Origin of the sequence: Ensifer sp. 22521, from assembly GCF_052044795.1 — a bacterium.
Classification (GTDB): Bacteria; Pseudomonadota; Alphaproteobacteria; order Rhizobiales; family Rhizobiaceae; genus Ensifer.
The window spans coordinates 163,204-175,643 of the sequence record NZ_JBQENM010000008.1 but is presented as its reverse complement, the minus strand read 5'-3'; the positions used below and the strand labels follow the sequence as shown (position 1 = coordinate 175,643).

Genomic DNA, 12,440 nt, shown 5'->3' with positions numbered 1-12,440 from the left:
AAATCTGCTGTCTATCGAAACTGAAATTGCTCGAATTCGACCCGACGCGGCCTCTTGCCAAGATCTTTCAAGCCCTTGACGATTGCTTCCCTCAGTGGCGGCGGACCGCAGAACCAAAGGTCGGCCTCCGCCGGATCGATCGCGCTTCCGGTCGCCAGCTTGGCAGCGTCCAAGCGCCCGTCCACGGAAGAATCGTGCAGGACAAAACTGAAGTTTCCGAGCTTCTGCGCCTGCCCCTCGAAGGTCTCCAGGCCGATCGCTTCTCGCCTGTCGCGCACGCAGTAGACCATGTGAATCTCCTGCCCTTCATCGCCCTTCAAGTGCCGGGCCATTGCCAGAAACGGCGTGACGCCGATGCCGCCGGCGAGCCAGATCTGCTTCTTGCCGCCGCGGCGATGGTTGAAGCGACCATAGCCGCCTTCGAGCTTCAGCCGATCACCGACCGCGACACCATCGCGCAGCGCCTGCGTGTAGTCGCCGAGCGGCTTGATCGCGAAGCGGACGATACCGTCAGCCTCGATGCCGGCGATCGTAAACGGATGCGGCTCGCGCAGGCCCGGCTTCATGACACGCAGGAATCCGAACTGGCCCGGCTTCGCTCGCATGGGCCGTCCGACCGGTCGCGCCGTGATCATCGTCGCTCCGTCATGCTTCGCCACCTCGAAAACTTCGTAGCCGCGGGTTCTGAGCCACGGCAGAAGCTGGGTGTAGGCATAGCTCAGGATGCCGAGCGCGGCGAAGGCATTGAGATAAACCGCCAGAAGTGCCGTGCCGTCATAGGGACGTTTGATGAACATCTGATGGAAGGCGACGAGAACGAAGAGCAGGCCGATCAGACGGTGCGTGTAGCGCCAGAGATGGTAGGGAATCTCGATCTTCGTCCTCGGGATGATTTTGACAATGCTAAGAACAAGTAGGATGACAAAACCATAGAACGCGTATTTTCCCGCAGAAGCAGCCAGCTGGTTCAAACCGCTCGTCAGTGCCAGGCCCTTGAAGTCCGGTTTCAGGAAATAATGGATGAGGATAAGGCACAGCACCGAGATGCCGATCCTCCGGTGGAAGTGGTAGACGCGATCGAGCCCACCGAACAAGGCTTCGACGAAAGGCGGGCGGGTCGCCATGAACTGGGCGATCGCCATGCCGACGAAGGCAGCGGACGACGCCATCAGCGAGAATGTCGTCAATGCATTGGTGTGGCTGACCGCCGGTACGGCCAGCAGCCCTGCGAGCACCATCAGCGACCAGACCAGAAACGCGCCCACTTGCATCTTGCGCCCCTCAGCCGACGTCAGACGGTTGTTGCCAAGGGGAAGACTGACAAGCCCCTTACCATTCGTCAACATCAATCCCCTTGGAAACGGCCTATGAGCTTCCTTTATTCATGCCTTTGAAATTTGTGATATTTGAGCGACCGCTTAATTATATTTCTCAAGGCTCGCATCAGCTTGAGGGGCGATACAGAGATGCGACGATCGCCTTGCTTGCCTCCTTCTGAAAAATTGTGCAAGCTCCTGATATATCAGAAGCAAAGGAACGGCATGTCACTGCAATCCCATGCTCACCTCGCCTACCTCGCGCTCGAACGCCTCATTGTTACACTGAAGCTCGAGCCCGGCGCGCTGGTCACCGAGAGGCAATTGATCGAGCTCGCGGGGCTTGGCCGAACGCCGGTTCGCGAGGCGATCCAGAAGCTTGCCTGGCAGGGCCTGATGGATGTGCGACCACGCGTCGGCCTGCAGATCACCACGATCCGTCCCGACGATCAGGTCCATGTCATGCAGGCCCGGCAGAAGCTGGAGCCGCTTGCGGCCGCTCTGGTAGCGACACACGCGAGCGCCGATGACAGAAGTGCGATGAAAGCCTGCGGCGCGGAGATGGCCGCCTGCCTCGACTCAGGCGACATGGAGGGGTTCCTCGTGGCCGATAAGACCTTCGACGAACTGATGGAGGAGGCCTGTCCCAACCGCTTCCTGACTGCGGCGCTGGCGCCTTTGCAGACGCATGCGCGCCGGATCTGGTTTGCATCGTCCTCACCGGAGAAGATGGTGGGATCCGTCCGCCGCCATGTCATCGTGATCGATGCGATCGAGAGGGCTGACGCTCCAGGTGCGTCTGCAGCCATGACGGAGTTGATGAACTATCTCTCAGACGCCTGAAGATGCTTGAATGAACTCGAAGAAATCATCGCAAATACTTGCTTTCACAGTGATTTCTTCGCTTCAAATCCTTCAAACCACGCAGTTGGCATCATGCTTCCGGTCTTCAGGCGTCGTACATGCCAAGCGAAAGCCTCCTCAAGGATGTGAGGCGTCTGGCCACCGCGGGTCGCGACCGCACGTTCGAAGTAGTCTAGGAGCAATTCGCGGTAGGCCGGGTGGCAACAGTTGCTGATAACGACGGGCGCACGCTCCCGTGGCGCCAGCCCGCGCAGATCGGCAAGTCCGTGCTCGGTCACAAGAATATCGACGTCATGCTCCGTGTGGTCGACATGGGACACCATCGGCACGACGGACGAGATGGCGCCGCCCTTGGCAACCGACTTGGCGACGAAGATGGACAGGAAGGCGTTGCGGGCGAAATCGCCAGAGCCGCCAATGCCGTTCATCATGTCGGTGCCGCCGACATGGGTCGAATTGACGTTGCCGTAGACATCGAATTCGAGCGCCGTGTTGATGCCGATGACACCCAGGCGGCGAATGATCTCCGGATGGTTGCTCACCTCCTGCGGCCTGAGGACCAGCTTGTCCTTGTACGCGCCGATGTTGCGGAACACCCGATCGGCCCAAGCGCTGCTCAGCGTCATCGACGATGCCGAGGCGAAACTCAGCTTACCTGCCTCGAAGAGCTCGAACGTGCTGTCCTGAAGCACCTCGCTGTACATGCGCAGATCATGGAACGGACTGTCGACGAGACCGCTCAGCACTGAATTGGCAATGACGCCGATGCCGGCCTGCAGCGGATTGAGCGTCATGTCGAGGCGGCCTTTGCGCACCTCTTCCTGCAGGAAGCCGATCAGGTGGCCGGCAATCGCCATGGTCTCGGCATCCGGCGGCGATATGCGCGCAGCGCTGTCCTCTTTCTCGGTGATAACGATGGCGACGATCTTTTCGGGATCGACCGGGATATAGCGCGAACCTGCGCGGCTGTCGCAAGCAACGACCGGGATCGGCGTGCGGCTCGGGCGCTTCGCTGGAATGTAGATGTCGTGCAGGCCTTCGAGCTCGGGGCTATGGCTGAGATTGAGCTCGACGATCACCTTCTTCGCCAGGATCGCGAAGCTTGCGGAGTTGCCGACCGATGTCGACGGCACGATGCCGCCATCCTCGGTAATCGCCACCGCCTCGACCACCGCATAGTCGATCGGGCTGATCTGTCCGGAGCGCAACTGCTCGACGGTTTCCGAGAGATGCTGGTCGATGAACATCACCTCGCCACGGTTGATCGCGGCCCTCAAAACGGGATCGGACTGAAACGGCAGGCGCCGGGCAAGGACACCGGCTTCCGTCAGCGTCCTGTCGATGTCGTGACCGAGCGAAGCGCCGGTCAGCAGCGTGATGCGAAACTTCTCGCGCGCCGCACGTTCGGCCATCGCGAGCGGAACCGCCTTGGCATCGCCCGCCTTGGTGAAGCCGCTCATGCCGATCGTCATGCCATCTTTGATGAGCGCGGCCCCCTCTTCCGCCGTGGCGATGCGATCACGCAGTGGCCTGCAGCGAATCCTGGTCTCAAGGCTTGTTCGAATATCGCCGCTCATCGGGCACTCCCTGCAGAGCCCGCGGGGCTCACATCAGGACGGCGCGGGCTTGGTTCTGGTGCGCTAAATCTGCATGGCTGCACGCACACGTTATGAAGTTTTACGGAGGCACGATAGCCCTTGGCGAAGCTGCGCGACACGCAGAATGGACAGGGCCGAGCTACCGCAAATGCATAGCTCCACCACGCATCGCCACAAACGACGAAGGGCGCACCCAAGGCGCGCCCTTCAAACGATAAGACTGTACAAAAAAGGATCAGCCGACGAAGGCCCGCTCGATCACGAATTCGGCCGGCTTGTTGTTGGCGCCTTCGGTCAAGCCCGCAGCTTCGAGGATTTCCTTGGTGTCCTTCAGCATCGCCGTCGAGCCGCAAATCATGCCGCGATCGATCGCCGGATCAAGCGGCGGCAGGCCGAGATCGGAGAAGAACTTGCCGTTGACCATCAGGTCAGTGACGCGGCCCTTGAACGGATAGTCCTCGCGCGTGACTGTCGCATAGTGGCGCAGCTTGTCGCCGACGATCTCGTTCAGGAACTCGTGGTTGCGGATCTCCTCGACGAGGTCGAAGCCGTATTTCAGCTCGGCTACGTCGCGGCAGGTATGGGTGAGGATCACTTCCTCGAATTTCTCATAGGTTTCCGGATCACGGATCAGGCTTGCGAAAGGCGCAATGCCGGTGCCGGTCGAGAACATGTAGAGCCTTCGGCCGGGAACCAGCGCATCGAGCACCAGCGTGCCGGTCGGCTTCTTGCGCATCAGCACCTTATCGCCGGGCTTGATCCCCTGCAGATGCGAGGTCAGCGGGCCATCCGGCACCTTGATCGAGAAGAACTCCAGCTCTTCGTCCCAGGCAGGGCTGGCGATCGAATAGGCGCGATAGACCGGCTTGTCGCCCACCATCAGGCCGATCATCGCGAATTCGCCCGAGCGGAAGCGGAATTCGGCAGGGCGGGTCATGCGGAAGCGGAAGAGCCGATCCGTATAGTGCTCAACGCTCGTCACCGTCTCGACGTAAACGCCTGCCGGTGCCTGGATCGCGAAATCTTCCGTTTTTGCCGGAGCATTCATCTGGCTAAAGTCCTGTAATGATGACCCTGTTTATCAACAATGATCGGATATTCCAAGCCACGCGCAATGGGAAGGAAATCCCTTCCAAATATAGTCGCTTTCGGGGATTTCCGCGTGCTTCACACTGTCGCGGCTGATCGAGACTTAAGAAACCCGCCGCCAGCTATAGGATTTCGCGTCGGCGGAAGGCTTTGCCGTCGGCTGGTAGTGCACCGCGATGCCCGGCAGGCGTCCCTCTGCTAGGCGCTTAAGAGCCGTCGCATTGCTGACCGCAAAGCTGTCGACACCACAGCGCAGCATCAGCGGAATCTGGTCGATCAACACGTCGCCAACCGCTCTCACCTCACCGCCGAAGCCGAGCCGCGAACGCAGCAGCGACGCATGGCTGAAGGCGCGGCCGTCGTTGAAGGCCGGGAACGCCACCGCCACCAGGGCGATGCGATCGAGATGCGGCGCGAGCTTCGTCACGTCGTCCGCCGGTGCTATCACCACGCCGAGGCCGGTTTCGTCGCTCGTCTCCACCTTGGCGAGGAATGCGTCGAGGCCGACGATCGCCTTCTCGTTCGAGCCTGCCTTTGTTTCCTCGGTCTCGATGATCCAGGGATCATCGCCCACGAAGCCGGTTTCCTTCCAGATTTTCGTCATGTTCGTTCCTTGCGCTTCAGGCAGCTTCCTGCGCACTGCCGTAGAGCGCGTCCTTGAAGGGTTGCGGGCCGACGCGGCGATAGGCTTCGAGGAAGGTCTCTTGCCTGTCGCGGCGCAGTCCCAGATAGGTGTCGACGATCGTCTCCACCGCGTCGGTCACCTTCTCCGGCTCAAAGCCGCGGCCGATGATCTCGCCGATGGACGTGTTCTCGTCGCCGGAGCCGCCGAGCGTGATCTGATAAAGTTCCGCACCCTTTTTCTCGACGCCGAGCAGGCCGATATGGCCGACATGGTGATGACCGCAGGCGTTGATGCAGCCGGAGATCTTGATCTTCAGCTCGCCGATCTCGGCCTGGCGCTCGGGCGAACCGAAGCGGGTCGAAATCTCCTGGGCCACCGGAATGGAGCGCGCATTGGCGAGGGCGCAATAGTCCAGCCCGGGACAGGCAATGATGTCCGTGATCAGGCCGGCATTGGCGGTGGCGAGCCCTGCGGCGACCAGCGCACGGTAGACCGGCTCAAGATCGGCCAGCGCCACATGCGGCAGGATGAGGTTCTGCTCATGGCTGACGCGGATTTCGTCGAAGGCATACTCCTCTGCGATATCGGCAACGGCATCCATCTGCGCGTCGCTGGCGTCACCCGGAATGCCGCCGATCGGCTTCAGCGAGATCGTCACCATGCCGTAGTCCGGGTGCTTGTGCGGCTGCACGTTCTGCTGCACCCAGCGGGCAAAGTCCGTATCGGTTTTCTTCCAGCGTGCAAGGCTTTCCCAGCCCTCGGCGCGGTTTTCGAGGGTGGGCGGCGCGAAATAGGTGGAGATCGCCTGAATGTCGGTTTCCGGCAACTTGAGCTCGGTGTCCTTCAACGCCGCGAACTCGACTTCGACCTGGCGCGACAGTTCCTCGGCACCGGTTTCGTGCACGAGGATCTTGATGCGCGCCTTGTACTTGTTATCGCGACGGCCATGCAGGTTGTACACGCGCATGATCGCCGTCGTATAGGACAGCAGGTCCTCTTCCGGCAGGAAGTCGCGGATCTTCTTGGCGATCATCGGCGTGCGGCCCTGGCCACCGCCGACATAGACGGCAAAGCCGATGCGGCCGTTCTCGTCCTTCTTCAGGTGGAGGCCGATATCGTGGACCTGGATCGCGGCGCGGTCGCGCTCGGCACCGGTCACGGCAATCTTGAACTTGCGCGGCAGGAACGAAAACTCCGGATGCACGCTCGACCATTGTCTGAGGATCTCGGCGTAAGGCCTTGGATCGGCAACTTCATCGGCAGCCGCACCCGCGAAGTGATCGGCGGTAACATTGCGGATGCAATTGCCGGAGGTCTGAAGCGCGTGCATCTCGACGCTTGCCAGTTCCTGCAGGATATCCGGCGTGTCCGACAGGCGCGGCCAGTTGTACTGGATGTTCTGGCGCGTGGTGAAGTGGCCGTAGCCGCGGTCATACTTGCGCGCGATATGGGCAAGCATGCGCATCTGGCGGCTCGACAGCGTGCCATAGGGAATGGCGACGCGCAGCATATAGGCATGAAGCTGCAGGTAGACACCGTTCATCAGGCGCAACGGCTTGAAGGCATCTTCGGCGAGCTCGCCGCTCAAGCGGCGCTCAACCTGGTCGCGAAACTGCTCGACGCGGGAGGAAACGAAGGAATGATCGAATTCATCGTAACGGTACATCGGTTATCGGTTCCTCAGGCAGCGTGTTTCGGGCCGGCCAGGCCGTTGTAGCCGGCAGCATAGGGGATCGACGGGCCTTCGGCGCGGATACGCTCGCGCATGCGCAGGGGCCGAAGCGTGCCGTTGACCTCTTCGACATCGACGACGTTGGCGTCGACGACCTTGTTATCCTCAAAAGCCTGTTTGCCCGTGGCTTCGAGCGCCGTCACGGCCTCGGCATGGCGGGCGATGAAGGCATCCTGCAGCGATTCGACCCAGTTGCCTGCGGCATCCAGCCAGACGGAAATGCCGTCCGAAAGTCGATTTGCCGTCAAAACCTTGCTCACCATGACCTCTTCCTCAGTTCAAAATCTGTTCGTTACGCCCCAGGGCGACTTCAACGATTCTCTTGGCATCGCGTGCCTTGCCGACGACCAGCGGCTCGGACCGCTCGAAGTTGGCGCCGGCGACGGCATCGCCGATGATGACCATCACGGGACCCGAAAGCTCAGTCCGGTTTTCCAGGTCCGGAAGGTCCTTGAGCGTGCCATGCAGCAGGCGGCGATCCGCGCGGCTGGCATTCTCGATGACTGCGACCGTGGTTTCCGCAGGCAGACCCGCCTGCATCAGACGCCCGGCGACGGAGGCAGCGACCGTGCGGCCCATATAGACAGCGATCGTCGCGCCAGAAACGGCAAGCCGCGCCCAATCGGGTAGGACCTCGCCAGTCAGATCGTGACCTGTCGTGAAGACCAGCGACGATGCGACACCCCGAAGCGTCAGCGGCAGTTCGAAATCAGCGGCAGCGGCAAAGGCGGACGTGATGCCCGGAACAATATCATAGCTGATACCGGCTTCGCGCAGGGCCGCCATCTCCTCACCGGCGCGGCCATAGACCAGGGGATCCCCGGATTTCAGCCGAACCACGCGCTTGCCTTCGGCGGCGAGCGTCACGAGCAATTGATTGATCTCACCTTGAGACTTCATGTGGCAGCCCTTGCGCTTGCCGACCGAGAGACGCTCGGCATCGCGGCGGCCCATGTCGACGATCGCCTGCGGCACCAGCGCATCATAGACGATCGCGTCGGCTTCCATCATCACGCGCTGAGCGCGCAGCGTCAGCAGGTCTTCGGCACCCGGACCGGCGCCAACGAGCCAGACGTGGCCCGGAGCCTTCTCGGGCGCATCGAGCAGACGTGACGCCTCACGGCGGGCAGCCGCCAGATCGCCACCGGCGACCTTATCGGCGACCGGGCCCTGAAAGAACCGGCGCCAGAAGAGCCGACGCGCCACGCCACGCGGCACCAGGCGATCAACCGCCTCGCGGTAGCTTGCCGCGAGCGAGGCGACGACTCCGAGCGACGGCGAAAGAAGCTGGTCAATCTGGGCGCGGATCATCTGCGCGAGCACAGGGCCCGCACCTTCCGTACCGATGGCAACGGCGACCGGCGCGCGGTTGACGAGAGCGGGGGTGAAGAAATCGCAATAGTCGGGCTGGTCGACGGCGTTGGCCGGGATCTTGCGCTCGCGCGCGGAAGTGACAATACGGCGATCCTCCGCGCCGTCGCCGGTTGCAGCGAAAACGAGGATGGCGCCGTCAAGCTGCTCGGCTGCGAAGGCAGCCCGAACATGTTCAACGCCGCGGTCGCGCAGATACTGTGCAAAATCCGCTTCAGGCTCATCGGCAAAGACGACGAGAGACGCTTCCGTGTTCAAGAGCAGCCGCACTTTGGCAAGGGCCTCGTCGCCATTGCCGAACACCGCCACGCGCTTCTGCGCAACGCGAAAGAATGCTGGGAAAACGGCGAGCTGCTGCGTCATGGTCTGGCAAACGGTTCCTTCTACAGGCTGCGCCGAATATCCCGCATGGGGCACGACATTTGAAGGAACAGAAATTTCATTGCCTTTCCGGGCACGTATTGTTTTGCTCGGCGGTGCATCATTTTGAGCAAATATCTCCGAGGTCACCAAAACGCCTGCCCTTCCGCAGCCATTGCGCCGCGGGGGCAACCTCCGTTAAATGCGGTCACTGACCCGCCGGAGATGCAAGACATGACCCATTCGGACCTCGCCGAACGGCTTTTGACCGTAATCGAGCAAGATATCCTGCCGCTCACCGAAAAGGGTGTCGCCGCCGGAAACAAGGTGTTCGGCGCCGCGATTCTGCGCAAATCCGATCTGTCGCTGGTGCTGGCCGAAACCAACAACGAGACGGAAAATCCGCTCTGGCATGGCGAGGTCCACACGCTGAAGCGCTTCTACGAGATGGCGGATAAGCCCGATACCCGCGACCTCATCTTTCTGTCGACGCACGAGCCCTGCTCCATGTGCCTTTCGGCCATCACCTGGGCCGGCTTCGACAATTTCTATTACTTCTTCAGCCACGAAGATTCGCGCGACAGCTTCGCGATCCCGCATGACCTCAAGATCCTGAAGGAAGTCTTCCGGCTGGAGCCGGGCGGCTATGCGCAGGACAATGCCTTCTGGCATTCGGCCTCGATCGCCGCGCTCGTCAGGGATGCCGACCCTGTGACCAAGGCGCGGCTCGCCGAACAAGATTCGCGCATTCGCGCCCGCTACCAGAGCCTTTCCGACAACTACCAGTCGGGCAAGGATCACAACGCCATTCCGCTGAACTGAGATCCATGGAACCTTCACGCGATATAAAACGCCTGCTCGATATCATGGCCGCGCTCCGGCAGCCGGAAACCGGTTGCCCCTGGGACATCGTCCAGACCTTCGAGACGATCAAACCCTACACGATCGAGGAAGCCTATGAGGTTGCCGATGCCATCGAGCGCGGCGACATGCACGACCTCTGCGACGAACTCGGCGATCTGCTGCTGCAGGTGGTGTTCCATGCCCGGATGGCGGAGGAAGCCGGCGACTTTGCCTTTGGCGACGTCGTCGAAGCGGTGACGCGCAAGATGATCCGCCGCCATCCGCATGTCTTTGCCCGCTCCGAGGCCGATACGCCTGAAGCGGTCAAGTTGCAGTGGGACGAGATCAAGCAGGCCGAAAAGGCTGAGCGGCAGGAAAAGCGCGCCAAGCGCGGCCTTCTTCCGGACTCCGCCGCAAGCCATCTCGGCTCGGTCCAGCGCTCGTTTCCGGCACTGGTCGAGGCCCTAAAGCTGCAGGAACGGGCCGCCAAGGTCGGCTTCGACTGGTCGGAGCCCGAGCCTATTCTCGATAAGATTGAGGAAGAGATCGGCGAATTGCGTCAGGCGCTGCGCGAAAAGGACCGCGCCAAGGTCAGCGATGAACTGGGCGACGTGATTTTTGCGGTGGTCAATATTGGCCGTCATGTCGGGACCGATCCGGAAATGGCCCTTCGCGGCACCAACACCAAGTTCCGCCGCCGCTTCGCCCATATCGAGCGCGAACTCGGCGACGCCGGCGAGACGCTGGATGGCGCGACGCTCGAGCGGATGGAAGAGCTTTGGCAAGCGGCGAAGGCGATCGAGCGGCAACTCGGCTAAGGCAATCGGGAACGCATATATCCTATGCGTTCCCTCGCGCGAAAGCTGAGGTCAACAGTGAGCGAATCGGAGGAAGGCGCAGGCTTACCAGTCTTCCTCAACGGGCTTTGGCCCGTTTCCGAGGCGGCGTTCCAGATCGGCGGCCTCGTTTTCGGTCAGCCTGAGTTCAAGGCTCACACGCCCGTCCTCCAGGTCCTCACGGCCGTCGACGATGGCGTGCTGATAGACCCAGGGCAGAAGCTGCAGCTGATCGATGCCGAGCACGACGGTGCATTCGGTCAGCACGCCTGACAGGCGGCGACCAATTTCGCCGAGCAGCTCATCGACGCCCTCGCCGGTGATGGCGGAAACGGCGACCGTGTTGCCCGAGGTTGCCGCCTTGCTCTGCAGCGCCTCACGCGATTCGGCGTCGAGCCGGTCGATCTTGTTCCAGACCTCGATGAGCCGTTCGGAGGCTTCCTTCTCGTCGATGCCGAGATCGGCGAGAATGCGAAGCACATCGCTTGCCTGCGCCTGGTTGTCCGGGTCGGAGAGATCGCGCACATGCAGGATCAGGTCCGCTTCCAGCACCTCTTCAAGCGTCGCGCGGAATGCGGCGACCAAGTGCGTCGGCAGATCGGAAATGAACCCGACCGTGTCGGAGAGGATGACCATGCGGCCATGGGGCAGCTTCAAGCGCCGAAGGGTCGGATCCAGCGTCGCAAACAGCATGTCCTCGGCCAGAACGCCCGCCCCAGTCATGCGATTGAAAAGCGTGGACTTGCCAGCGTTGGTGTAGCCGACGAGAGCGACGATCGGATGCGGCACCTTCTTGCGCTTTGAACGGTGCAACTGCCGGGTCCGGCGGACCTGCTCCAATTCGCGCTCGAGCTTGACGATGCGGTCCTGCAGCAGGCGGCGGTCCGCTTCGATCTGGGTTTCACCCGGACCGCCCATGAAGCCGCCACCACCGCGCTGACGCTCAAGGTGCGTCCAGCTTCGGACCAGGCGGCCTTTCTGGTAATTGAGATGGGCGAGATCGACCTGCAGCGTGCCTTCCTTGGTGGAAGCGCGGCGACCGAAAATCTCCAGAATGAGGCCGGTCCGGTCGATGACCTTGGCGTTCCATTCTTTTTCGAGGTTGCGTTGCTGCACCGGCGTCAAGGGATGGTCGACGATGACGAGGCCAGCATCGAGATCAACGAGAATATGGCCGATTTCCTCGATCTTGCCGCTGCCGAGCAGCGTGCCTGGCTTGGGCTGCGACACCGGAACGATGACGCCATGCACGACTTCCAGATCGATCGCCATCGCCAGACCGGTCGCCTCTTCAAGGCGACTTTCGTCAGTACGCGTCGTTGTCGTCGAGAGGATCTCTGCGGACTGCCTTCCGGTCTTTTTCAAGACCGGAACGATGACGACCGCGCGCATGTCGTCGCGGAGCTTCTCGAGCTCCGGAATGATCGACGACGACTTTGAATCTCGCTTGGTAATGTGCCTAACGTCCCGTCAGGATGCAGCTTCTTCGTTCTCGAACATCTGCAGCGGCTGGCCGGGCATGATGGTCGAAATTGCGTGCTTGTAGACCAATTGCGAATGGCCATCGCGACGCAACAGGACGCAGAAATTATCAAAAGACGTCACGACGCCGGTGAGCTTGACACCGTTGATAAGAAAAATTGTCAATGAAATCTTTTGCTTGCGGACCGTGTTGAGAAAGAGATCCTGCAAGTTTTGAGAACGTTCCGCCATCGCGCCGCTTCTTTCTTATTTGCCGGCGTTTCGCGCCGGTGCATTTTTGTCGATATCTGCAATCAGAGGCGCCACAAGTACCTTCCCCGACAC

Annotated in this window: 12 protein-coding genes; 3 read left to right on the top strand and 9 right to left on the bottom strand. The window is 61.3% G+C overall.

The genetic code is table 11. The features are described 5' to 3' along the window. Positions 1-11 precede the first annotated feature (11 nt). Positions 12-1,343 (bottom strand): ferredoxin reductase family protein, encoded by a 1,332-nt coding sequence (locus tag ACTJKE_RS14200; protein WP_440691923.1) that lies wholly within the window; start codon positions 1,341-1,343, stop codon positions 12-14. A gap of 198 nt (positions 1,344-1,541) precedes the next feature. On the opposite strand from ACTJKE_RS14200, the gene ACTJKE_RS14195 reads away from it, so the two are divergent. Next, positions 1,542-2,159 (top strand): GntR family transcriptional regulator, encoded by a 618-nt coding sequence (locus tag ACTJKE_RS14195; protein WP_058326669.1) that lies wholly within the window; start codon positions 1,542-1,544, stop codon positions 2,157-2,159. 44 nt (positions 2,160-2,203) lie between these two features. Here ACTJKE_RS14195 and ACTJKE_RS14190 read toward each other — a convergent pair whose 3' ends face one another. The 6 genes from ACTJKE_RS14190 to cysG all read right to left on the bottom strand — a co-directional run bounded on the left by ACTJKE_RS14190 (position 2,204) and on the right by cysG (position 8,958). After that, entirely contained in the window at positions 2,204-3,757 is a 1,554-nt protein-coding gene (locus ACTJKE_RS14190) for an acetyl-CoA hydrolase/transferase family protein (protein ID WP_113131798.1), read from the bottom strand. 256 nt (positions 3,758-4,013) lie between these two features. Next, the gene (locus ACTJKE_RS14185; RefSeq protein WP_057255702.1) at positions 4,014-4,826 is read right to left on the bottom strand and encodes a ferredoxin--NADP reductase; all 813 of its coding nucleotides are present in this window, start codon (positions 4,824-4,826) and stop codon (positions 4,014-4,016) included. A gap of 144 nt (positions 4,827-4,970) precedes the next feature. After that, positions 4,971-5,471: a DUF934 domain-containing protein gene (locus tag ACTJKE_RS14180; protein WP_057255700.1), complete on the bottom strand. Its 501-nt coding sequence runs from the start codon at positions 5,469-5,471 to the stop codon at positions 4,971-4,973. A gap of 16 nt (positions 5,472-5,487) precedes the next feature. Next, a complete protein-coding gene (locus tag ACTJKE_RS14175; protein WP_112995910.1) occupies positions 5,488-7,158 on the bottom strand; it encodes a nitrite/sulfite reductase in 1,671 nt (556 codons plus the stop codon). Between the two features lie 14 nt (positions 7,159-7,172). Further along, entirely contained in the window at positions 7,173-7,487 is a 315-nt protein-coding gene (locus ACTJKE_RS14170; RefSeq protein WP_058326649.1) for a DUF2849 domain-containing protein, read from the bottom strand. Positions 7,488-7,497: 10 nt separating this feature from the next. Further along, the gene (gene cysG, locus ACTJKE_RS14165) at positions 7,498-8,958 is read right to left on the bottom strand and encodes a siroheme synthase CysG (RefSeq protein WP_113131797.1); all 1,461 of its coding nucleotides are present in this window, start codon (positions 8,956-8,958) and stop codon (positions 7,498-7,500) included. Between the two features lie 231 nt (positions 8,959-9,189). Here cysG and ACTJKE_RS14160 point away from each other — a divergent pair, with 231 nt between their 5' ends. Beyond that, positions 9,190-9,777 carry a nucleoside deaminase gene (locus tag ACTJKE_RS14160; protein ID WP_112995912.1) on the top strand — a complete coding sequence of 196 codons (588 nt, stop codon included), beginning with the start codon at positions 9,190-9,192 and terminating at the stop codon, positions 9,775-9,777. A 5-nt stretch (positions 9,778-9,782) separates the two neighbouring features. Then, positions 9,783-10,616 carry a nucleoside triphosphate pyrophosphohydrolase gene (mazG, locus tag ACTJKE_RS14155; protein ID WP_112995913.1) on the top strand — a complete coding sequence of 278 codons (834 nt, stop codon included), beginning with the start codon at positions 9,783-9,785 and terminating at the stop codon, positions 10,614-10,616. Positions 10,617-10,700: 84 nt separating this feature from the next. Here the strand turns inward: mazG and hflX are convergent, their stop codons facing one another. Continuing rightward, positions 10,701-12,026: a GTPase HflX gene (hflX, locus tag ACTJKE_RS14150; protein ID WP_058326653.1), complete on the bottom strand. Its 1,326-nt coding sequence runs from the start codon at positions 12,024-12,026 to the stop codon at positions 10,701-10,703. 78 nt (positions 12,027-12,104) lie between these two features. Further along, entirely contained in the window at positions 12,105-12,347 is a 243-nt protein-coding gene (hfq, locus tag ACTJKE_RS14145) for an RNA chaperone Hfq (RefSeq protein ID WP_003535434.1), read from the bottom strand. Positions 12,348-12,440: the final 93 nt, after the last annotated feature.